This window comes from Bacillus sp. RC51, assembly GCF_044908115.1.
GTDB classification, from domain to species: Bacteria; Bacillota; Bacilli; order Bacillales; family Bacillaceae_G; genus Bacillus_A; species Bacillus_A mycoides.
Map to the genome: position 1 here is coordinate 180,002 of NZ_JBIYCW010000009.1, position 21,778 is coordinate 201,779.

Here is a 21,778-nt window from a genome sequence, read left to right on the forward strand (position 1 = left end):
GTATGCCAACTTCCTCTTTCTAGTATTCATCCCATTCTCTTACTATCTCGGCATAAAAAAATAAGTCTATAAAGACTCATATAGAGTCCTTATAGACTTATTCATTTATACATTAGACTTTCCTTGTTCCCAAATAAACTCACCTGAATGAGAAATTAAATCTTCAACAGATTGTAATACTAAATCTGCAAGTGGTTCTAGCGTTTGACGATCACCCGTACCAGATAGTACGCCAATCGCATAACAGTTGCCACCATTTTTCGCTAAATATAAATCCGTCGGTGTATCCCCGACGACTGCTACTTCACATGTCTCTAAATTAAATCTCTCACAAAACGATTCTACAATTTTTTTATCTGGCTTCTGTGCTGGAAATGTATCTGAAGCTATAACACAATCAAAAAAAGCTTCCAATTGATATTGCTTTAAAAATAATTCTGTCGGCGCGAAATCATCAGCTGTAACGACACCTAGAATAAACCCTCTATCCTTTAACGCTTGTAAAACTTTCGGTAAATCTGCCGTCATTCTCATATGTGAACGATGCTCGTACATAAGAGCAAACAACTTTTCACTCACCCATTGATGCATCTCTTCTTCTCTAGATGATGCAATATACTTACAAAGCCCCTTGGCCACATCAAGACTCGTTCCAGCAGCGAGCGCACTACGCGGATGAACAAATGCTCCATCTACGCCAATCTCTTTTAATAAAGCCTGCTGCATTGATTCTGGTAATTGATATAAATTTATACATTCTGCAACAAGCTCTTCAGCTACTTTTATCCAAATTGAATGAAAATCCATTAATGTCCCGTCTTTATCAAATAATATTGCTTTTACCTTCTCCATAGCATCCTACCTCTCATTTCTTATCTCTTCCAGTGTATCAATAAAATATGGATATAAAATAAACGAATTGTAAAAATACCATAAAAATCAAACTAACTTACAATTTACAATTCATCTGCACATAGAGAAACTTTAATCAGTGGGGGAATCTTATTGCTCGCAAATAGTGAGGTGAAAGCAAAAAAAAGATGCCTTTACAGGGCATCCTCTTGATGTTCAGGAACAAATAGTTCCAGACAATGATATATATTTTCAAATTCCATTGGTGCATCTCCGCCATATTCACCATCTAAGTTGATCATTAATTTATCAGGTGAATGCACTTTAATACGATTCGCTTGTGTATATAGTACTTTCGGATTGTTAATATGTTCCCCACGCTGCGCTTGTGTTGCTGCTTTAATTAAATCAGCGATAGAACCTTTTTTCAGTACTAATAAATCAAATAATCCATCGTTAATAGATGCATATGGTGCTACTTTTTCGAATCCACCAACTGAACGAGTATTCGTAATTAAAAACATCGTAATTTCTTCTTGTAGCAACTTCCCATCATACTCAATTTCAACATATGTTGGATGTAATGATGGTAACATTTCGATTCCTTTTAAATAGTAAGCAAGTTGGCCTAATACCGTTTTTAGCTTGCTTGGTACTTCATATGTTAATTCTGTAATACGGCCGCCACCAGCGATATTAATGAAATATGTATCATTTGCTCTACCAAGATCTAACGGTACCGTTGTTCCTTCACAAATAATATCCGCAGCCTCTTCAATAACACGAGGTACACCGATCGCACGCGCAAAATCATTTGTCGTTCCAACTGGAATAATTCCAAACTTTGGACGATGCTCATGTCCTACTAAACCGTTCACTACTTCATTTAACGTACCATCACCACCAGCTGCGATAACAACATCAAACTTACGATCCGCAGCTTGCCTCGCTGCCACAGTCGCATCTCCAGGACCAGTTGTCGCATGACAAGACGCTTCATATCCAGCTTGTTCTAATTTTTGTAATACTTCTGGTAAGCTCTTCTTAAATAGCTCGCGCCCAGAAGTAGGATTATAAATAATTCTTGCTCGCTTCATCATTTATTAGCACAGGAAATTCCTTATTCATTGAAAAACGAATACACCGAACCCTTATTCAGTATCCCTATGCTTACCTCCTCTCATCTTCCTATCCTTCTTTAATTCCGCTCAAACAGGCAGTAAGAACCCGATTCGTGTAGCCCATCAAAAGTAACTATTCATTTTCAATGGTTTTGTTTTATTTGACAAAAAAATTTATGTCCATCTATTTCCTCACAACAATTTACATATAACGAATAATAATTATCTATTATTTCATGAGATGAAAAAAACCTCTATGTCTAGATTTATCATTATTCCCACCTTTTTGCAACTATCATACCATAGTTGCTATACAAACATTTTTTCACTTTTGACAGTTAATCAAACGTTTGTTTAAATTATTTTTCACCATTTAAACAAACGTTTGATTAACTCAGAAAAAACACCCAAATACGGGTGTTTTTTCTGTTTAATCTTTAAGAGTCTATACTATTTTAGCGTTCAAAAATAAGAATTCTTCTCTTTTTTTAGCGCTTATTAATCTCTTCAAGTAAGATTTTATTAACAAGCGGTGGATTTGCTTGTCCTTTTGTAGCTTTCATAATTTGACCAACTAAGAAGCCAATTGCACGGTCTTTACCGTTTTTAAAGTCTTCAATAGATTGCTCATTATTATCAAGAATTTCTGTTACAACCTTACGAAGTGTTCCTTCGTCAGAAATTTGAACCAGACCTTTCGCTTTAACGATTTCTTCTGGGTCTCCACCTTTTTCAATTAATTCATTAAATACTTTCTTCGCGATTTTAGAAGAAATTGTACCTTTTTCAATTAATTGAACCATTTTAGATAAACCAGCAGGCGTTAATGCAACGTCTTTTAATTCTTTTTGTTGTTTGTTTAAGTATGCAAGTACTTCACCCATTAACCAGTTTGATGTTAATTTCGCATCAGCACCGTCTGCAACTGTTGCTTCAAAGAAATCAGACATCTCTTTCGTTAATGTCAATACATGCGCATCATAAGCTGGTAAGCCAACTTCTTCAACATAGCGAGCTTTACGTGCATCTGGAAGTTCTGGAATAGAAGCACGAATTTCTTCTTTCCACTCATCGTCGATGTAAAGTTCAACTAAGTCTGGCTCTGGGAAGTAACGGTAATCGTCAGATCCTTCTTTTATACGCATTAAGATTGTTTTCTTCGTTGCTTCATCATAACGACGTGTTTCTTGTTGAATGATACCACCAGATAATAATTCTTTTTCTTGGCGCACTTGCTCATGCTCAAGACCTTTTTGCACGTAAGTGAAAGAGTTTAAGTTTTTCAGTTCTGCTTTTGTACCGAACTTCTCTTGTCCAACTGGACGAAGTGAAATATTCGCATCACAACGAAGAGAACCTTCTTCCATCTTACAATCAGATACACCTGTATATTGAATGATTGATTTTAACTTCTCTAAGTACGCATATGCTTCTTCTGGAGTACGCATATCTGGCTCAGATACGATCTCGATTAAAGGCATACCTTGACGGTTGTAGTCTACTAATGAACAGTCAGCTGCATGCGTTGATTTACCAGCATCTTCTTCTAAATGAAGACGTGTAATACCGATACGCTTCTTTTTACCGTCTACTTCGATTTCAATCCAACCATTTTCACCAATTGGCTTATCAAATTGAGAGATTTGGTAAGCTTTCGGATTATCTGGGTAGAAATAGTTTTTACGGTCAAACTTCGTTTCCGTTGCGATTTCACAGTTTAATGCCATTGCAGCTTTCATTGCAAAGTTAACTGCTTCCTTATTTAAAGTAGGAAGTACCCCTGGGTATCCTAAGTCAATTACACTTGTTTGTGTATTTGGCTCCGCTCCGAATTCTGTTGGACTCGCAGAGAAAATTTTCGAATTTGTTTTTAACTCAACGTGAACCTCTAACCCAATAATTGTTTCTAAATTCATCTATGCTCGCCTCCTTACAGACTTGCTTTTTTTGTATGATAGTCTGTTGCTTGCTCAAACGCATGTGCAACGCGGTAAATCGTCGTTTCATCGAAGTGTTTACCAATGATTTGTAGACCAAGTGGCATGTTGTTAGCACCGAATCCACATGGAACAGAAATCGCTGGAACACCCGCTAAGTTTACTGGAATTGTTAAAATGTCATTTGCATACATTGTCATTGGATCGTCCACTTTTTCGCCTACTTTAAATGCTGGAGTTGGCGTTGTTGGTCCAATAATAACATCGTAGTTAGCAAATACATTTTCAAAGTCATTTTTAATTAATGTACGTACTTGTTGTGCTTTTTTGTAATATGCATCATAGTAACCAGAGCTAAGAGCAAATGTACCAAGCATAATACGACGTTTTACTTCATCACCGAAACCTTCGCTACGTGTGTTTTTGTAAAGATCTAATAAGTTATTTACATTATCAGAACGAACACCGTAACGTACGCCATCAAAGCGTGAAAGGTTCGCAGATGCTTCAGAAGAAGATAATAAGTAATACGTTGCTAGAGCGTATTTAGAGTGTGGAAGAGATACTTCCTCCCAAGTTGCGCCCATACCTTCTAACACTTTTAAAGCAGCTAGCACTGACTCACGAGCTTCTTCGCCAACACCTTCGCCTAAGTATTCTTTCGGTACAGCAATACGTAAACCTTTAACATCGCCTGTTAAACCAGCTAAGTAGTTTCCTACTTCAACGTTTGCAGAAGTTGCATCCATACGGTCAATACCTGAAATAGCTTGTAATAAGTATGCATTGTCTTCTACTGTACGTGTAATCGGTCCGATTTGGTCAAGTGAAGATGCGAATGCTACTAATCCGTAACGAGATACGCGTCCGTAAGTTGGTTTTAAACCTACAACGCCGCAATATGCAGCTGGCTGACGGATAGAACCACCCGTATCAGAACCTAGAGAGAATAATACTTCTCCTGCTGCTACTGCTGCTGCAGAACCACCACTAGATCCGCCTGGAACGTAATCTAAGTTCCATGGATTTTTTGTAGCGTAGAAGCCTGAGTTTTCATTTGAAGAACCCATTGCGAACTCGTCCATATTTAATTTACCAATTGTAACTGTGTCAGCAGCTTTTAGCTTTTGTACAACTGTCGCATCGTAAATTGGATCGAAGTTTGCTAATATTTTGCTCGCACAAGTTGTACGAAGACCGTTAGTTACAATGTTATCTTTTACACCAATTGGCATACCGAATAATAAACCATTATCCTCAGCACCAATCTTTGCATCTAATTCTTTCGCTTTCGCGCGTGCATTTTCTTCATCTAATGTAAGAAAAGCTTTTACGTTATCTTCAACATCCGAAATACGTTTGTAAGATTCTTCTACTAAATCCGTAACGGAAATTTCTTTGTTGTTTAACTTCTTATGTAACTCTGATACAGAATGATCAAATAATGACATCGAAATTCCCTCCTCTATTCTAATACTGCTGGAACACGGATTTGATTATCTTTGTGATCCGGTGCATTTTTTAATACTTCTTCTACTGGTAAACCTTTTTCTGGCACATCTTCACGCATAACATTTTTCATAGTTAATACATGAGTTGTTGGTTTTACATCAGTTGTATCTAATTCATTTAACTGTTCTGCAAATGTAACAATTGCATCTAGTTGTTTTTGAAATTTTTCTGCTTCTTGATCAGTAATTGCAAGACGTGCTAAATGTGCTACGTGCTTTACATTCTCAACGGAAATTCTTGACACGGCTAGGCCACCTCCATAATATATCGTTCAATCTACAATACTATTGATGATACCAAATTTTCAGTACTTCAAGCAAGTCAACACATGGCACTTACGGTATTTTTACATAAAAAAAGAAAGGCAAATGCCTTTCTTTACAATTTACTCTTTATCTAACGATTTATTTTTCGGAAATCTTTCATTATCTTCCTCGTTATCACGAATTGTTTTTTGTAATACAAAACAAGACATCGTTAAAAATAATGTCCCAAGTAAATAGTACCCTTTTACACTAAGCGTTTCATCTAACGTATAAATCCCAATTAGCATCCCTGAAAGCGCACAAACAAATGAAGTCCATGCTAAAAACGTGAACGCTTGCGTATTTCGTCTTCTCATCGTTCTCCCCCTCGTTAGCTGTACACCTATTATAGATAAATATATTTATCACAATGGGTTTTTATGTAAAATCACTTTTCTATTTATTAATCTATCACAAAAAATTTCTATTTTGAAGGTATTTTTCTTTCTAATCTGAAAAAACAGTTAAAAACATTGACATTTATTTCAATTCCACATAAAATAAAAACAAATATTACGAACCTCGAAATATACAGGAGTGGAAATAATTGTTGCAATATGAACATTTTTTAGACTTACTGCTAGATAACGCCAAGAAACTTTTCTATCCTGAAGAATGGGTAAGCCTTGATTTAACACTTTCTAAAACAGAAGTATTTTGTTTACTTTGGATGGAGCGAAATACAGATATTACAATGACAAAAATCGCCGATCTTCTTGATATACCGATGAGTACAACAACGGGCGTTGTAAATCGCCTTGTAAAAAAGGGATATATTGAACGCTACCGGAATGAAAGCGATCGACGTATTGTATTAATTCGTTTAACAGAAAACGGCGTAATGCTCGTTCAAGAAGTAAAACAAAATGCGGCCCATTACTTTAGCCTAGTGACAGACGCATTGTCAGAAGAAGAAAAAGCATTCTTACTACAAATATTCCAAAAGATCATGAATCACATTGCTACGTCACAGCAAAAAACAGAAGAAAAGGTTTCTACACCTAAAATGAAAAACATTCCGATTGAATAAGACCCTAGTTGGGTTTTTATTCAATTAAATATTTCGACACTCGTAATATTCGACATTCGAAACAAAGGGGATATTAATGATGAGAATTATTCTGTATACAGGTAAAGGCGGCGTAGGAAAAACTAGCATTTCAGCAGCAACAGCAATCCAAAGTGCAAAACAAGGATTAAAAACCTTAGTAATGAGCACAGATCCTGCTCATAGTTTAGGGGATTCATTTGGCATAAAACTATCTTCTGAGCCACAAGAAATTCGTGAAAACTTGTGGGCACAAGAAATTAACACTATTTATGAAATGGAAAAAGGCTGGGGGAAATTGCAGAAATATATTACACTACTCTTCACTTCCAAAGCAGCCGATGATATTACAACAGAAGAATTAACAATGTTTCCTGGTATGGAAGATTTAATTAGCTTACTTCGAGTACTCGATTATTATAAACACAACACTTACGACGTCATCATTATTGATTGCGCACCGACTGGAGAAACTTTAGCAATGCTTAGCTTTCCAGACATGCTCGGCTGGTGGATGGAAAAACTCTTTCCTATTAAAAGGAAGATTTTAAAAGTTGTTCGTCCTGTAGCTCAACCACTTCTTGGTGTCCCCCTTCCAACCGATGATATTATGGATGAATTAACAAATACACTTGAACAGCTTGGAGAAATGAGAGATATTTTATCAAACCGAGAAGTAACGAGTATTCGCGTTGTTGTAAATCCTGAAAAAATGGTCATTAAAGAAGCTCAGCGCAGCTTTACGTATTTAAACTTATACGATTATAACGTAGATGCCATTATGATTAACCGCGTCATCCCTAACACTGTTACCGACCCTTACTTTCAGGCATGGAAAGATACACAAAAGAAATATAAGGCGTTAATTAAAGATAGTTTTCAGCCACTTCCTATTTACGAAGCTCCCATGTTTGAACAAGAAGTTGTTGGTTTACCTATGTTAGAGCGTGTAGGAAATGCTTTATTCAAATCAGACCCTTCTCCTACTGAAGTGAAATTTAATGGCCGCACACAATATGTAAAAAAAGATGGCGATGAGTATATTTTCGTTCTGTCTATTCCCTTCTCAAACAAAAGTGAACTTTCATTAAATCAAAAAGGTGATGAACTTATTATTCGAGCCGGCTCTATGAAGCGAAATATCACCTTACCAAAAACATTAACACACCTTTCTATTCAAGGAGCTAAGTTTGAAGATGATGTACTAAACATTCGGTTTGGAGGTGTAGTACATGCATGATGAATTACTAAGAAAGGTAATTCGTACAAAAATAAAAATCGGTATGCGTATATTAGAAGAGCTACCGAATCCGATTCAGCAATCAGCTAAGCACGCACTAAATATTTTGCAAGAGGAGCTCTCCTCTTATGCTGAAGAACAACCGCAACCTGAGAGTAATTTAAAAAGCATCATAATTGAATAACTATACCCTTGTAGAAAGCCTTTTCTTATAGGCTTTCTATCCCTTTATTGGAGCTGATATAAGTTGATAAACACATCTTCAACAAGACATTTCACCACTAATATAATCTGGCTAATCCCCCTTCTATTCTTTTTTCATAACCTTGAAGAAGCTTTCCAAATGCCACAATATATCGCTAATCGATTTTCGATCCATTTTATAACTAACAAACAATTTTTCATTGCAATTTCCATATTAACAACCTTCGTCTTACTCATAGTCATTCTATATCAATTAAGCATCATATCTTCTATTTATTTGATCATTTTTATACAGGGCTGTATCTTCTTTAACGCCGTTCAGCATATTATCTTGTATTTCATTTATCGTTCTTATAATCCAGGAGTAATCTCAGCATCTATCATTATCCTATTTTCTCTTTTCTTATTTTCATCAAAGAAACTATTAATCCCTAAAAAGAAATTAGCAAGTACACTCATTTTTAGTTTAATCTCTTACCCAATCATAATTTGGATTTCCTTATTATTAGCCAGCTGCTTTAATTAAAAAAAGACCAGGAAAACTCCTGGTCCATCACTCTACTTAACAAACATTGGATTCTATGTTATACAAAATTAGAAGGTACAGAATTAGGGTTTTGTTTGTTAAGTAGATTATATGTTGAACGAGCTAACAGCGGAGGGGTTCCTACTGCTAGTCCGTTAAACTCAATATTATTTTGCGATTTTTGCAAGCTCATCAAGTGAAAGATCTACTGAAATTGAACCATCATTCGTTTCTTTCTTAATTGCATCTGTTACTTCTTTTGAATGATACAATTCAATTACTTTTTTCAGCGTTGGATCATCTTTGTCTTTCGTACGAGCTGCGAAAATATTAATATAGGCCTTTGCATTTTCATTCTTTGGATCTTCTAAGAAAATAGGATCCTTCGCTGGATCTAATCCAGCTTGACCAGCAACACCGTTATTAATAACTGAAGCTGCTACATCTTTTAATACACGAGGTGTTTGCTGTGCGATAACCGGTGTAATCTTTAGCTTCTTCGGATTTTCAGCAATGCCGCTTGGATCTCCAAATAGACCGAAATCTTTCTTAAGCTTTAATAATCCAGCTGCATCAAGAAGTTTTAATGCACGCGCTTGGTTCGTTGGATCATTCGGAATAGCAATTTCCGAACCATCTGGAATTTCATTTGCTTTCTTATATTTTTCAGAGTATAAGCCCATCGGCGCAATTTGCGTTGTACCAACAGCTGTAATATCTAACTTATGCTCCTTTTTAAATTGCTCTAAGAAAGCAATGTGCTGGAATGAGTTTAGTTCAATATCTCCATCAGCTAACGCTTTGTTGGGCGTTGTGTAATCCGAGAACTCAACCAGTTTAACTTTAATCCCTTCTTTTTCAGCTTTTTTCTTTAAAATTTCCCAAGCGTCTCCATCTGTTCCAGTTACACCTACGCGAACTACTTTCTCTTTCGCGCCTGCACCTGTGTCTCCACCTGAGCAGCCGCTTAACGCTGTAATTCCTACGATCGCTGATAATGCAAATGCTAAAATTTTCTTCATTTTCTTTTCCCCTCTTCCTTTTTATGATCTGCGTAAAAAGACTTTCGCAAAGTAGTTCCCTAAATTTTGAGCTACCTGTACAAGAATAATAAGTAAAACGACCGTTACGAACATAACTGACGTATCAAAACGTAGATAACCATATGTCATTGCTAAGTCGCCAAGACCTCCACCACCGACAAGTCCAGCAACTGCAGAAAATTCAATTAAACCAACTGTCATAAACGTTACACCTAAGATTAATGGTGCTAACGCTTCTGGCACGAGGATTTCAAAAACAATTCTAATTGGTGAAGCACCCATTGCTTGCGCTGCTTCAATTACCCCTTTCGGAACAGAAACAAGATTTGTTTCAACCATTCTAGCAATACCAATTGATGCAACTAGCGTCATTGGAAAGATTGCTGCTGCCGTTCCAATCGTCGTTCCGATAACACTTCTTGTTAGTGGGCTTAAAGCTACTAAAAAGATAATGAATGGAACCGGACGAATTGTATTAATTATGATATTAAGAATAGAAAAGACCCATTTATTTTCTAAAAAGTTTCCTTTCCTCGTTACATACAACAGTAAACCTAGAGGTATACCAAGAATTGTAGCGAATATAAGGGTTACAATTACCATTAAGAGGGTATCCCCCGTCGCATCTAATATGCGAGGCCAAAATATACTCCAATCAACTCGCATGTGCTTCTACCTCCTTCAGCTGCACTTGCAGTCTTAGATGTTGTAATGCTTTTTGAATTTCTTTCTGTTCACCTTGTAGTTCTACAAGAAGATTTCCAAATAGCACATTTTGGAGTTCAATAATATTTCCATAAAGAACATTTACATCGACGTTATAGTTTTTCGCAATATATGATAGTACAGGCTGCCCTGTCTCTTCCCCAGTAAAAGTCAGGCGATAAATCTGACCTCCGTTTTGAATTTTCGCTAGAACACTTTCTGGTAAGTGATCATTAATAACAGAGCGTACAAAATTTTGAGTTGTCTTTGTTTTTGGTTGTGTGAAAACATCAAACAGTTTTCCTTCTTCAATTACTTTTCCTTTTTCCATAACAGCTACACGATGGCAAATTTCTTTCACAACGTGCATTTCATGTGTAATAAGTAGAATCGTTAAATTGTACTCTCTATTTACTTTCTTTAATAAATTTAAAATTTCTGTTGTTGTTTCCGGATCTAAAGCTGATGTTGCCTCATCACATATGAGAATATCGGGTGATGTCGCAAGTGCTCTTGCAATCCCAACACGCTGCTTTTGCCCACCTGATAACTGTTCTGGATAATAGTTCGCTTTATCTTCTAAACCAACAAATTTTAGTAGTTCATTCACTCTTTCTTTTATCTCATTCTTCGGCAATTTCGCTAACCTTAATGGATAAGCAATGTTCCCAAACACCGTTCTTGAATTAAATAGATTGAAACTTTGAAAAATCATTCCAATTCTTTGTCTTAGTGTCCGTAATTCTTTCGCCGATAATGATGTAATATCTTTATCATCTATTGAAATTGTTCCTGCAGTTGGTCTTTCTAACATATTTACTAAGCGTAATAACGTACTCTTTCCAGCACCACTAAATCCGATAATGCCAAAAATTTCGCCCTTTTCAACTGACAGCGTTACATCCTCAACCGCATGAACAGATTGTCCACCTGATTCATATACTTTACTTACATTATTAAAAGAAATCATTTTCTTCCCTCCTATATGCTGTAAAAACTTGAAGTAGAGCTTTCGAGGTAAAATAAAAAGTGCTCTCCTTCTTATCACTTGTAAAAGATAAGAAGGAGAGCACTTATATGTACTCGTTCACATCTTCTCATCTTCCAAGCCTTTATAGGCTTGCTGGAGTTAGCACGGTATTAAAAAACCCGTTGCTGAGGTATCGTAGGGCCAGTCCCTCCACCTCTCTGGATAAGAGTGTATCGATTTAATTGTCGTTTAATTAAGTCTTATTATAGAACTCAGAATAATGAGAGTCAATACAATTTTCAGAAAAACATTAATTATTTCTCTATTTAAATTTTTAAATAAGAAGTAACAATACAATAGTGATTTTTAAAGTTATGTAAAATCCTTCTCACTCATACTTTTAAAAAGGAGCATCTTCTCTACTCATTGAATAACATTATTTGAATATGAAATCGGAGGAAGATAGATATATGAAAACAGCTCTTTTGCTCGTCGACATTCAAAATGATTATTTTCCAAGTGGAATGATGGAATTACGTAATCCAGTAGAAGCAAGTGAATATGCTAGTCAGCTACTACAACATTTTAGAATAAGAAACGAACCTATTTTTCATATCCAACATGTAGCTATAAAAGATAGCGCTACTTTTTTCCTACCCAATACAGAAGGTGTCCATATTCACGAAAATGTCCGTCCACTTAGAGAGGAAACCGTTATCCTTAAACATTATCCAAATAGCTTCCGAGAAACTGATCTTCTAGAACAATTACAACGTTCAGGAATTGAGCACGTCGTAATATGCGGGATGATGACCCATATGTGTATTGATGCTACAGTAAGAGCTGCTTTTGATTTTGGCCTTCACTGTACCGTAATACACGATGCTTGTGCTACAAAAGATCTTTCATTTAAGAATGCTACTATACCAGCTGTTTATATTCATAATACAATTTTGGCGAGTTTAAATGGAGTATACGCAAATATAATGAGTACAGAAGAGTTTTTAGCGCCCTAAAAAAACACTCCTTTCAGTTAGCAAAGCCGAAAGGAGTGTTCTCTTGTCTAACCATAGATTTTCTTTCAAATTGTATTATACAGGAAATCCTCAAAATGAATACTAAAAAATATGACTAATAAGTCAATTTTTCTCGTTGTTTTGTTTCTATTTACATGTTTATCCCGATATTAATAGGGTTTAGCTAGTTCTAACCACCAAATAGTAATATATGGTAATACCTTTCGATTCAAATTAACTAACTCCTATTATAGAGAGTTTCTCAAAAAGAAGAGATCTTCACAGACTGTGAAGATCTCTTCTACTATTTCTTATAAAGTTTCAGAAGTAGTTTTTGCTTGCATGTGAAGTGCTAAGTAGTCAGGACCACCAGCTTTAGAGTCTGTACCAGACATGTTAAAGCCACCGAATGGTTGGTAACCTACGATTGCACCAGTACATCCACGGTTGAAGTATAAGTTACCAACGTGGAAGTCTTCACGTGCTTTTTCAATATGGTCACGGTTGTTAGTAACAACTGCTCCAGTTAAACCGTATTCTGTATTGTTTGCAATTGCAAGTGCATGATCAAAGTCTTTTGCTTTACAGAATGCTACTACTGGTCCGAAGATTTCTTCTTTCATTAAGCGAGCATCTTCTGCAACGTCAGCAACGATTGTTGGTTGGATGAACCAGCCTTTAGAATCGTCTCCTTCGCCACCTGATACGATTTTACCTTCTTCTTTACCAATTGCAACATAGCTCATTACTTTATCGAATGCAGCTTGGTCATTAACAGGTCCCATGTTAATATCTTTTGCATCTGGGTTACCTACTGTTAATTCTTTTGTTAATTCAACAGCACGATTTAATACATGATCGTATACATCTTCATGGATTACTGCACGAGAACATGCAGAACATTTTTGTCCTGAGAATCCGAATGCTGATGCAACGATAGATTTAGCTGCTAATTCAAGATCTGCCTCTTTATCAACAACGATTGTATCTTTACCGCCCATTTCAGCGATAACACGTTTTAACCAAATTTGTCCCGGGTTTACTTTTGCTGCACGTTCGTAAATACGAATACCTACATCGCGAGATCCAGTAAAGCTAACGAAACGTGTACGAGGGTGATCTACTAAGTAGTCACCAACTTCAGAGCCATTACCTGGAACGAAGTTTACTACGCCAGCTGGTAAACCAGCTTCTTCTAATACTTCCATAAATTTCGCTGCTACTACAGGAGTTGTACTAGCTGGTTTTAGTAATACTGTGTTACCAGAAACTACAGCAGCTGTTGTCATACCTGCCATAATTGCGAATGGGAAGTTCCAAGGAGAAATAATAACACCTACTCCTAATGGAATGTAAGAGAAACGATTATATTCAATTGGACGGCTTTCTACTGGAATACCGTCTTTTAATTTCAACATTTGACGAGCATAATATTCCATAAAATCGATTGCTTCTGCTGTATCAGCATCTGCCTCATTCCATGGTTTACCTGCTTCTTTTACAAGAATAGCAGAGAACTCATGTTTTCTACGACGAACGATTGCTGCAGCACGGAATAAAATATCTGCACGCATTTCTGGTTTTGACTTTCTCCAAGTTTGGAATGTTGCATCCGCTACTTGCATTGCTTTTTCAGCTAATTCACGGCTTGCTTTTGAAACGCGACCAACAAGTTCCTCTTTATTTGCAGGGTTTACAGAAACAATTTTGTCTTCTGTAGTGATTTTTTCTCCCCCGATAATTAATGGATAGTCTTGTCCAAGATAAGATTCTACTTTCTTTAAACCCTCTTCAAACGCTAATTTGTTAGCCTCTACTGAAAAATCTGTAAATGGCTCATGTTTGTATGCTACTACCATCCTTTTAGCCTCCCCTTAGAAAAACGTTTACATTTTACAACATTATTCTACACGATAATTTAGATTTATTCAAATATTCCTAGACTTATATTTTAAAAATTAATAAATTTTTAAAATATAATAAAAAAAAGAGATTCATACATACGTATGAATCTACAAAATATGAGTATATTCCAAAACATTTTTCCCGATTAATAAAATAGTAACTAATAAAAATAAAGTCCTTACATATCCAACACCTTTTTGAACCGCAAACTTCGATCCAAAATAAGCACCTAAAATCATTGATAAGCCCATAATTATACCGTATTCAAAATGAATCACATCTAAAAATAAAAAAGTAATTAAAGATACGATATTACTAACGAAGTTCAAAAGTTTTCCAGATGCTGCCGCTTGAATAAAATCCAAACCAATTAATAAAAATGCAAAAATTAAAAAGGATCCTGTCCCTGGTCCAAAAAAACCATCATAAAACCCTATCATTAAAATAACAAAGAAAAATATTAATGTTTTCCCTTTTGTCATCTTTTTATAGGTAGATGCACTTCCCCAATCTTTTTCCGCAATAATATAAATGGCAATAAAAACCAACATCACGAGTACTAGTGGCCGCAAAATATCAGGCGGAATAAACTTTACTACTAAGGCCCCTGCGACTGCTCCAATAATAGTTAACGGGATTAACTTTCCTACAATCCGAAAATCCACCTTACCTGATCGAATAAAATAAATTGTACTAGTAAGCGTCCCCATCGTTGCAGCTAATTTATTCGTTGCAATTGCCGAAGCTGGTGATAAACCAACAAACATAAGTGCAGGAAGCGAAATTAACCCTCCCCCTCCAACAACTGAGTCAATAAAAGCAGCTAAAAATCCGAATGCAATTAATAAAATAATGACTTGAAAGCTTAGTTCTTCCATGAATTTGCCCCTTACCCCTTTATTTGTAACATTTAAAATTATAACAAAATTTTTCAAGAAAAAAAGCTGTTCCTTTATGGAACAGCTCTCATCTTTAATCTAAAATTTTCACAAACGGTTCATCTTGCTTCGCTTCACGTATAATAATTGCTTCTGGACGTTCTACAGATTTAATTGTTACTTGTACTTTCATATAATTCGGGAAGTATTCCATAACAAGTCCAGCTACATATTGTGTAAAACCAATTACTTCAGCTTTCCCATTGAATTGGACAGGAATATCGAGCTTCATTTCTCTTAATTCATCATCTCTATACATTCCAGTACCGATAACAGCTGTATAATCTCCTTGGAAATACTCACTTAATTTTGCTTTAAAGTTTGACACCCTCGCAAGATCTTCACGTTTATTATCCGATTTCGCTTGTTCAGACGGGAATAAATAGTATTTCTCATTGATCGGCTTCCAATCCTCAACCGTTTCACTGCCTTTTTCTACCTTAGCATAAGAAACAAAATTCCCTGGTACAAGCGAAGACTTTGGACCTTGACGATAAATCGCAAATGTAACCGGAATATTTTTTATTTCAGGCTTTTTTTGCTGCATTACTTTCAAGATTTCTTGGGCCATCCTTTTCCCTTCAGCTAACATTTTTGCATCTGGAATTGCAGCCTCACGCGGATAACCATGCTCTTCCTCATAATATTGAACAGAATTCATCGCTAATCCAACTACAATGCCACCACGTTCAACATCGTTCTCACCTTTTCTTACATAATAATCATGCTCTAAAATATTTGAGATATACATTGGACTTTTTTTATTCTTTACTTCTAGCGATTCTGATCCTTCACTTAAGGCTGGATTCAACCCTACATTCGGAAATTTAACCGCATCTTTTTTCAACTTATCCTCTAGCTCTTTTTGTTCAGCATCTGTACGCTTTCTTTTCACAAGCATTTGAATCGTTTGTGTGTCTAAAACGTCTCCACCTTTAAAGAAATAATCTTTCGTGCTAAATGATTCTTTCGCAATGCGCATTAGTCCCGTTTCAAATTCATCTATATCTAGACGATTGTTCAAACTTTGTCCAACTAAACCACGTGCACGACCTGGATCAAATGGAACCGTTGTCTTATAATATTCATCCGAAATCGAGTATTTCGGGATAACAGCTTGCTCTTTCGCTTTCCCCGATTTCTCAACTGCTTTTTCATCTTTATTGGAACCCATACTACACCCACTTACAAGTAGGCTAAGACTTAATACCGCTAACGCTATTTTTTTCATCGTAAGTTTGCACCTCTTACTTATTCAGCTCTTGTAAGAACCTCTCTTCATTCCAAACTTCAACATTGTGCTTCTCTGCTTGCGCTAATTTCGAACCAGCAGCTTCACCAGCAACAACTAAATCCGTACTTTTACTAACACTTCCTGTTACTTTTCCACCTAATGCCTCAATATTCTTCTTTGCTTCACTGCGTCCCATAACTTCTAATTTCCCTGTTAAGACGACAGTTTTTCCTGCAAAGTACGATTCAACATTTTGTAAATCAGCAATTTTCATACCTTTGTATGCCATGTTCACGCCATACTCTTTAAATTGTTGTAATAGCTCTAATACGTCTTCATTATCGAAATACGTTACAACGGATTGAGCCATTTTTTCACCAATCTCGTTAATTGTTTTTAGTTCTTCTTCCGTCGCTTTCACAAGCTCATCCATCGTTTCGAAATGCTCAGCAAATGTACGTGCGGCTTTCGCACCGACGTGGCGAATACCAAGACCGAATAATAATCGCTCTAATGAGTTTTCCTTAGAATTCTCAATTGCTTGGACTAAATTTGTTGCTGATTTTTCACCGAAACGTTCTAGTTCTAATAATTGCTCTTTCGTCAATGAATATAAATCAGCAAACGTACGAATATAATCCGCATCAAAGAGTTGTGTAATTACACGTTCTCCAAGTCCATCAATATTCATTGCATTTCTTGAAACGAAATGGATTAATCCTTCACGAATTTGAGCTGGACAAGTCGGATTTATACATCGAAGTGCTACTTCTTCTTCTAAACGAACAAGTTCACTCTCACATGCTGGACAATGCGTTGGCATATGATATTCTTCTTCCTCACCAGTACGCTTATCAAAAATAACGTTCACAACTTCAGGAATAATATCTCCAGCCTTTTTCACAACAACGTAGTCACCAATTCGAATATCCTTTTCACGAATTAAATCTTCGTTATGTAAAGAAGCACGACGGACAATAGTTCCGGCTACTCGCACTGGCTCCAGCTCTGCAGTTGGTGTTACAACTCCTGTACGGCCGACACTTAATTCAATCCCTGTTAATCTCGTCACAACTTCTTCAGCTGGGAATTTATAAGCTATTGCCCATCTTGGACTCTTTGCTGTAGTTCCTAAGCTTTCTTGAATAGCAACATCGTCTACTTTTATAACAATTCCGTCAATCTCATAATCAAGATGCGGGCGTTTTTCTTGCCACTCTTCTACATAGGCTATTACGTCTTCAATTGTTTCACATGTACGACGATTTGGATTCGTCTTAAATCCAAGCTCACCTAAGAAATCCAGTGATTCACTGTGGGATGGAATTGTTTTTTCTTCTACATTAGCAAGACCATACACAAACATAGATAAGTTACGCTTCGCTGCAATTTTCGGATCAAGTTGGCGTATCGATCCTGCTGCCGCATTACGTGGATTCGCAAATACATCTTCACCATTTTGCTCTTTTTCCTCATTTAATTTAACGAATGAACGCTTCGGCATATAAGCCTCGCCTCGTGCTTCTAACGTTACTTCTTCATTTAAACGCAGCGGGATAGCTTTAATCGTTTTTAAGTTTTGGGTAATATCTTCACCCGTTATACCATCACCACGTGTTGCTCCTTGAATGAAGCGTCCTTTTTCATAATGAAGTGAAACAGCAAGTCCGTCAATTTTTAATTCGCATATATATCTTACATTCGCATCATCAATTCCCTGATGTACTCTTCGATCAAAATCACGCAAATCTCCTTCATTAAACGCGTTTCCTAAACTTAACATTGGTGATTTATGCGTTACCTTTTCAAATATATCAAGAACAGTCCCCCCAACGCGAATGGAGGGAGAGTCTTCACTCATAAACTCTGGGTTCTCTGCTTCTAATTTTATAAGCTCCTGCATATCACGGTCATATTCCGCATCAGAAACAGAAGGATTGTCTAATACGTGATATTGATAGTTAAATGTATTTAACAAATCACGCAGTTCTTCTATACGTTTTTTGGCTATCTCTTTTGACATATCCTCAGTCCTTTCCTATTGTTTCGTCACAGGTGCAAATTTTGCTAATAAACGTTTAATACCAATTGGGCTTGGGAACGCAATATCTAATTCTTTTGAATCTCCTTCACCCTTTACACTTACAACTGTACCGACTCCCCACTTCTGGTGAGCAGCTTTATCGCCTATTCCCCAGCCAATTTGCTCGCCACCTGTCGTCTTAACAGCCGGACGCGCGAAAGCTGAACGAGAACGTGTTGTAGTTGCGCTTGTCGTTCTTCCTTTTGCACCAAACGAAGTTTCACGCTTCGGTGCTGTTTCGTTTAATGGTTCTACTAATTCTGTCGGAATTTCTGTAATAAATCGAGATGCTGCATTCATACTTGTTCTACCAAATAAAGTACGCATTTGAGCATTGGATAAGTATAGCTCTTCTTCTGCACGAGTAATACCTACATAGGCAAGACGACGCTCTTCTTGCATTTCATCCTCTTCCATAAGAGAACGAGTATGCGGGAATATCCCTTCCTCTAAGCCAACAATAAAGACAACTGGGAACTCTAATCCTTTTGCTGAGTGCATCGTCATTAAAATAACTTCTTCACCAGCAGTTGGATCTTCATCTACACGATCAATATCCGCAACAAGAGCTAAGTCTGTTAAGAATGCAACAAGGCTCTTATCTTCGCTTTGGGATTCAAATGTTTGTGTAACAGATAAAAACTCGTCTAAGTTTTCTAAACGACCTTCTGCTTCTAAAGAACGCTCATTTTTCAACATATCGCGATAGCCTGTCTTCTCAATAACTTCTTCTACTAATTCTGTAACAGATAAATACTCTTGCATATTTACCCAGTTGTGTAATAAACTTGCGAATTCTTTTACTGCTTTTGTTATTTTTGCACTTACACCAACATGCTCAATCTCATCAAATACAGCAGTTAATGAGATTCCGTTTTGCACACCATAATTAATAATTTTATCGATAGAAGTCGCACCAATCCCACGCTTTGGCATGTTTATAATACGTGCAAAACTAATCTCATCATCTGGATTCCCAATTAAACGTAAGTACGCCAAAATGTCTTTAATCTCTTTACGGTCGTAGAACTTAGTACCTCCGACGATTTTGTAAGGGATATTAGATTTCAGGAAAATCTCCTCAATCATACGAGACTGGGCATTTGTACGATATAACACTGCAAAATCAGTATATTTCCGGTTCCCCATTTGAATATCATCACGAATTTTTTTCGCAACAAAATACGCTTCGTCCTTTTCGGTTGCAGCACGATAATACGAGATTTTGCTTCCAATTTGATTTTCTGTCCATAATTTCTTCGGTTTACGGTTTGAATTTTTTTCAATTACAGCATTAGCTGCATTTAAAATATTTTGTGATGAACGATAGTTTTGTTCTAACAGAATAACTTGTGCATTCTCATAGTCTTTTTCGAATGACAAAATGTTAGAAATGTCAGCCCCGCGCCAGCGGTAAATAGACTGATCCGAATCACCAACAACACAAAGGTTTTTAAAACGTGATGCCAAATGTTTAACAAGAAGGTACTGAGCTTTGTTCGTATCTTGATACTCATCAACGTGAATATATTGGAATTTACGCTGATAAAACTCTAGTACTTCTGGAACACGTTCAAATAGCTGAATCGTCGTCATAATTAAATCATCAAAGTCTAATGAGTTATTTTTCAAAAGACGTTTTTGATATTCTGTATATACATCGCTCGTTAATTTTTCATATGGATCAGCGGTTGTAATTTTTTTTGCATATTTATCTGCAGATAACAGTTCATTTTTCGCATTGCTAATACCCGCTAAAATAGAGCGCGGCTCAAACTTCTTCGGGTCAATATTGCGCTCCTTCATAATTTTTTTTACTACAGTTAACTGATCACCTGAATCTAAGATTGTAAAGTTACGATTAATACCAATGCGGTCAATATCACGTCGTAAAATACGTACGCACATAGAGTGGAACGTAGAAATCCAAATATCTTCTGCTTCTGGTCCAACAAGTTTATCAATACGCTCACGCATTTCACGAGCAGCTTTATTTGTAAAGGTAATTGCTAGTACATTCCATGGCGCCACACCTTTTTCACCAAGTAAATATGCAATACGGTGTGTTAACACACGTGTTTTCCCACTACCTGCGCCTGCCATTAATAGAAGTGCTCCATTTGTTGTTTGTACTGCTTTTTGTTGCTGCGGATTTAAACCATTTAATAACTTATCTGTCGTACTCATATGTGCCTGCACCTACTCTCCTTTTACTGCTTTAACTGTTTTTAATGCCGATTTTATATCATCATAAATAATATTTCCAACAACTACTGTATCAGCATACTGCGCCATTTCTTTCGCTTGTTCTGCATTAGAAATACCACCGCCATAATATAGCTTAGCTTGTTTCAATTCTGCTTTTACATTTTTAACAAGCTCAATATCTCCATACGTCCCGCTATATTCTAAATAGAATATAGGTAAATGTAATAACTTGTCTGCTAAACGTGCATATGCAATAACATCATCTTCTGTTAAATCACATTTTGCATCTGTAAGCTGGGCTACTTTCGCTTCAGGGTTTAAAACACAATACCCTTCCATAAAAATTTCGTCCCAGTCCATAATATCCCCAAATTCTTTCAATGCCTCATGATGAACACCTGTTACCCATTCTACTTTTCGGCTATTTAAAACGCTTGGGATATAATAAAAATCAAATCCTGGTGTAATTGCCTCCACATCAGAAACCTCTAACACACAAGGAACTGCATATCTACGAATGCTAACTAGCATGTGTAATACGTTATCAATTGTCACTCCATCACTTCCGCCTACAATAACAGCATCCGTTCCAGATTCACAAATCATTTCTAAATGTTCATCGCTTAGCTCCTTATTTGGATCTAGCTTAAATACATGTTTCCATTTGGAAATATCGTACATGAAAACACCCTTTCTTTTTTCTAATCATATCTATATCCCTGCTCAAAAAAGCAGTTAGTTTTTATTAGGATTTTTGAAATTCTTCTACTACATCTGTTCACAAAGGCGAGTCAAGTTTCGCGCTCCCTTTTATGCATTCTTTCATTATAACAAAAAAAGCTACTTACACACACGCCCAATCCAACATCTTTTTCAACGTTAAATGTTGGATTACATATCAAAAAACTTATACGGAATACTAACAAATGAA

The 21,778-nt window shown here is 36.4% G+C and carries 20 protein-coding genes and 1 riboswitch; of the genes, 5 read left to right on the forward strand and 15 right to left on the reverse strand.

Annotated elements, in window-relative coordinates; translation table 11 throughout:
• Positions 1-105: 105 nt before the first annotated feature.
• The 6 genes from ABH959_RS18780 to ABH959_RS18805 form a co-directional block, all read right to left on the reverse strand.
• Positions 106-852, reverse strand: coding sequence for an HAD family hydrolase (locus ABH959_RS18780; RefSeq protein WP_113938032.1), 747 nt, complete (start codon positions 850-852; stop codon positions 106-108).
• Positions 853-1,046: 194 nt separating this feature from the next.
• Positions 1,047-1,952 (reverse strand): diacylglycerol kinase, encoded by a 906-nt coding sequence (locus ABH959_RS18785; RefSeq protein ID WP_002010051.1) that lies wholly within the window; start codon positions 1,950-1,952, stop codon positions 1,047-1,049.
• 509 nt (positions 1,953-2,461) lie between these two features.
• Positions 2,462-3,889, reverse strand: coding sequence for an Asp-tRNA(Asn)/Glu-tRNA(Gln) amidotransferase subunit GatB (gene gatB / locus ABH959_RS18790; RefSeq protein ID WP_219300458.1), 1,428 nt, complete (start codon positions 3,887-3,889; stop codon positions 2,462-2,464).
• A gap of 14 nt (positions 3,890-3,903) precedes the next feature.
• Positions 3,904-5,361, reverse strand: a complete 1,458-nt coding sequence (gene gatA, locus ABH959_RS18795; RefSeq protein ID WP_002010048.1) for an Asp-tRNA(Asn)/Glu-tRNA(Gln) amidotransferase subunit GatA — start codon at positions 5,359-5,361, stop codon at positions 3,904-3,906.
• A gap of 14 nt (positions 5,362-5,375) precedes the next feature.
• Positions 5,376-5,666 (reverse strand): Asp-tRNA(Asn)/Glu-tRNA(Gln) amidotransferase subunit GatC, encoded by a 291-nt coding sequence (gatC, locus tag ABH959_RS18800; RefSeq protein WP_000086999.1) that lies wholly within the window; start codon positions 5,664-5,666, stop codon positions 5,376-5,378.
• 141 nt (positions 5,667-5,807) lie between these two features.
• Entirely contained in the window at positions 5,808-6,044 is a 237-nt protein-coding gene (locus ABH959_RS18805) for a YiaA/YiaB family inner membrane protein (RefSeq protein ID WP_404493053.1), read from the reverse strand.
• 230 nt (positions 6,045-6,274) lie between these two features.
• Between ABH959_RS18805 and ABH959_RS18810 the strand changes: the two genes are divergently transcribed.
• From ABH959_RS18810 to ABH959_RS18825, 4 genes are all read left to right on the forward strand, one after another.
• Entirely contained in the window at positions 6,275-6,757 is a 483-nt protein-coding gene (locus tag ABH959_RS18810; RefSeq protein ID WP_000942491.1) for a MarR family winged helix-turn-helix transcriptional regulator, read from the forward strand.
• Between the two features lie 76 nt (positions 6,758-6,833).
• Entirely contained in the window at positions 6,834-8,015 is a 1,182-nt protein-coding gene (locus ABH959_RS18815; protein WP_181777954.1) for an ArsA family ATPase, read from the forward strand.
• The gene (locus ABH959_RS18820) at positions 8,008-8,199 is read left to right on the forward strand and encodes a DUF3926 domain-containing protein (RefSeq protein WP_002091335.1); all 192 of its coding nucleotides are present in this window, start codon (positions 8,008-8,010) and stop codon (positions 8,197-8,199) included. The genes ABH959_RS18815 and ABH959_RS18820 overlap by 8 nt, the downstream gene beginning before the upstream one ends.
• 63 nt (positions 8,200-8,262) lie before the next feature.
• Positions 8,263-8,745 (forward strand): HXXEE domain-containing protein, encoded by a 483-nt coding sequence (locus ABH959_RS18825; protein WP_080001730.1) that lies wholly within the window; start codon positions 8,263-8,265, stop codon positions 8,743-8,745.
• Positions 8,746-8,912: 167 nt separating this feature from the next.
• Here the strand turns inward: ABH959_RS18825 and ABH959_RS18830 are convergent, their stop codons facing one another.
• Genes ABH959_RS18830 through ABH959_RS18840 form a run of 3 tightly spaced genes read right to left on the reverse strand, consistent with a single transcriptional unit; the run spans position 8,913 to position 11,463 of the window.
• Entirely contained in the window at positions 8,913-9,767 is an 855-nt protein-coding gene (locus ABH959_RS18830) for a MetQ/NlpA family ABC transporter substrate-binding protein (protein ID WP_113938037.1), read from the reverse strand.
• Between the two features lie 21 nt (positions 9,768-9,788).
• Entirely contained in the window at positions 9,789-10,454 is a 666-nt protein-coding gene (locus ABH959_RS18835; protein ID WP_113938038.1) for a methionine ABC transporter permease, read from the reverse strand.
• Positions 10,444-11,463: a methionine ABC transporter ATP-binding protein gene (locus tag ABH959_RS18840; RefSeq protein WP_002010037.1), complete on the reverse strand. Its 1,020-nt coding sequence runs from the start codon at positions 11,461-11,463 to the stop codon at positions 10,444-10,446. Before ABH959_RS18840 ends, ABH959_RS18835 begins: the two co-directional genes overlap by 11 nt.
• 124 nt (positions 11,464-11,587) lie before the next feature.
• A riboswitch (SAM riboswitch) is annotated at positions 11,588-11,692 on the reverse strand.
• A gap of 241 nt (positions 11,693-11,933) precedes the next feature.
• On the opposite strand from ABH959_RS18840, the gene ABH959_RS18845 reads away from it, so the two are divergent.
• Complete coding sequence (locus ABH959_RS18845; protein ID WP_016093464.1) at positions 11,934-12,479, forward strand: cysteine hydrolase family protein; 546 nt, start codon at positions 11,934-11,936, stop codon at positions 12,477-12,479.
• A gap of 311 nt (positions 12,480-12,790) precedes the next feature.
• Here ABH959_RS18845 and pruA read toward each other — a convergent pair whose 3' ends face one another.
• The 6 genes from pruA to pcrB all read right to left on the reverse strand — a co-directional run bounded on the left by pruA (position 12,791) and on the right by pcrB (position 21,528).
• Entirely contained in the window at positions 12,791-14,338 is a 1,548-nt protein-coding gene (pruA, locus tag ABH959_RS18850) for an L-glutamate gamma-semialdehyde dehydrogenase (RefSeq protein WP_002124887.1), read from the reverse strand.
• A gap of 153 nt (positions 14,339-14,491) precedes the next feature.
• On the reverse strand, positions 14,492-15,262 hold the full coding sequence (locus ABH959_RS18855; protein WP_404493054.1) for a TSUP family transporter: 771 nt from the start codon (positions 15,260-15,262) through the stop codon (positions 14,492-14,494).
• Between the two features lie 94 nt (positions 15,263-15,356).
• Positions 15,357-16,553, reverse strand: coding sequence for a CamS family sex pheromone protein (locus ABH959_RS18860; protein WP_113938622.1), 1,197 nt, complete (start codon positions 16,551-16,553; stop codon positions 15,357-15,359).
• Between the two features lie 16 nt (positions 16,554-16,569).
• Positions 16,570-18,579, reverse strand: a complete 2,010-nt coding sequence (gene ligA, locus ABH959_RS18865) for an NAD-dependent DNA ligase LigA (RefSeq protein WP_002124882.1) — start codon at positions 18,577-18,579, stop codon at positions 16,570-16,572.
• A gap of 15 nt (positions 18,580-18,594) precedes the next feature.
• Entirely contained in the window at positions 18,595-20,826 is a 2,232-nt protein-coding gene (pcrA, locus tag ABH959_RS18870; protein WP_113938623.1) for a DNA helicase PcrA, read from the reverse strand.
• 12 nt (positions 20,827-20,838) lie between these two features.
• Positions 20,839-21,528, reverse strand: a complete 690-nt coding sequence (gene pcrB, locus ABH959_RS18875; protein WP_113735433.1) for a heptaprenylglyceryl phosphate synthase — start codon at positions 21,526-21,528, stop codon at positions 20,839-20,841.
• Positions 21,529-21,778: the final 250 nt, after the last annotated feature.

Bases quoted from the DNA above. Each gene is read 5' to 3' on its own strand.
- ABH959_RS18780 (WP_113938032.1), bottom strand. From the start codon at position 852: ATGGAGAAGGTAAAAGCAATATTATTTGATAAAGACGGGACATTAATG.
- ABH959_RS18785 (WP_002010051.1), bottom strand. From the start codon at position 1,952: ATGATGAAGCGAGCAAGAATTATTTATAATCCTACTTCTGGGCGCGAG.
- gatB (WP_219300458.1), bottom strand. From the start codon at position 3,889: ATGAATTTAGAAACAATTATTGGGTTAGAGGTTCACGTTGAGTTAAAA.
- gatA (WP_002010048.1), bottom strand. From the start codon at position 5,361: ATGTCATTATTTGATCATTCTGTATCAGAGTTACATAAGAAGTTAAAC.
- ABH959_RS18805 (WP_404493053.1), bottom strand. From the start codon at position 6,044: ATGAGAAGACGAAATACGCAAGCGTTCACGTTTTTAGCATGGACTTCA.
- ABH959_RS18815 (WP_181777954.1), top strand. From the start codon at position 6,834: ATGATGAGAATTATTCTGTATACAGGTAAAGGCGGCGTAGGAAAAACT.
- ABH959_RS18820 (WP_002091335.1), top strand. From the start codon at position 8,008: ATGCATGATGAATTACTAAGAAAGGTAATTCGTACAAAAATAAAAATC.
- ABH959_RS18830 (WP_113938037.1), bottom strand. From the start codon at position 9,767: ATGAAGAAAATTTTAGCATTTGCATTATCAGCGATCGTAGGAATTACA.
- ABH959_RS18835 (WP_113938038.1), bottom strand. From the start codon at position 10,454: ATGCGAGTTGATTGGAGTATATTTTGGCCTCGCATATTAGATGCGACG.
- ABH959_RS18840 (WP_002010037.1), bottom strand. From the start codon at position 11,463: ATGATTTCTTTTAATAATGTAAGTAAAGTATATGAATCAGGTGGACAA.
- ABH959_RS18845 (WP_016093464.1), top strand. From the start codon at position 11,934: ATGAAAACAGCTCTTTTGCTCGTCGACATTCAAAATGATTATTTTCCA.
- pruA (WP_002124887.1), bottom strand. From the start codon at position 14,338: ATGGTAGTAGCATACAAACATGAGCCATTTACAGATTTTTCAGTAGAG.
- ABH959_RS18855 (WP_404493054.1), bottom strand. From the start codon at position 15,262: ATGGAAGAACTAAGCTTTCAAGTCATTATTTTATTAATTGCATTCGGA.
- ABH959_RS18860 (WP_113938622.1), bottom strand. From the start codon at position 16,553: ATGAAAAAAATAGCGTTAGCGGTATTAAGTCTTAGCCTACTTGTAAGT.
- ligA (WP_002124882.1), bottom strand. From the start codon at position 18,579: ATGTCAAAAGAGATAGCCAAAAAACGTATAGAAGAACTGCGTGATTTG.
- pcrA (WP_113938623.1), bottom strand. From the start codon at position 20,826: ATGAGTACGACAGATAAGTTATTAAATGGTTTAAATCCGCAGCAACAA.
- pcrB (WP_113735433.1), bottom strand. From the start codon at position 21,528: ATGTACGATATTTCCAAATGGAAACATGTATTTAAGCTAGATCCAAAT.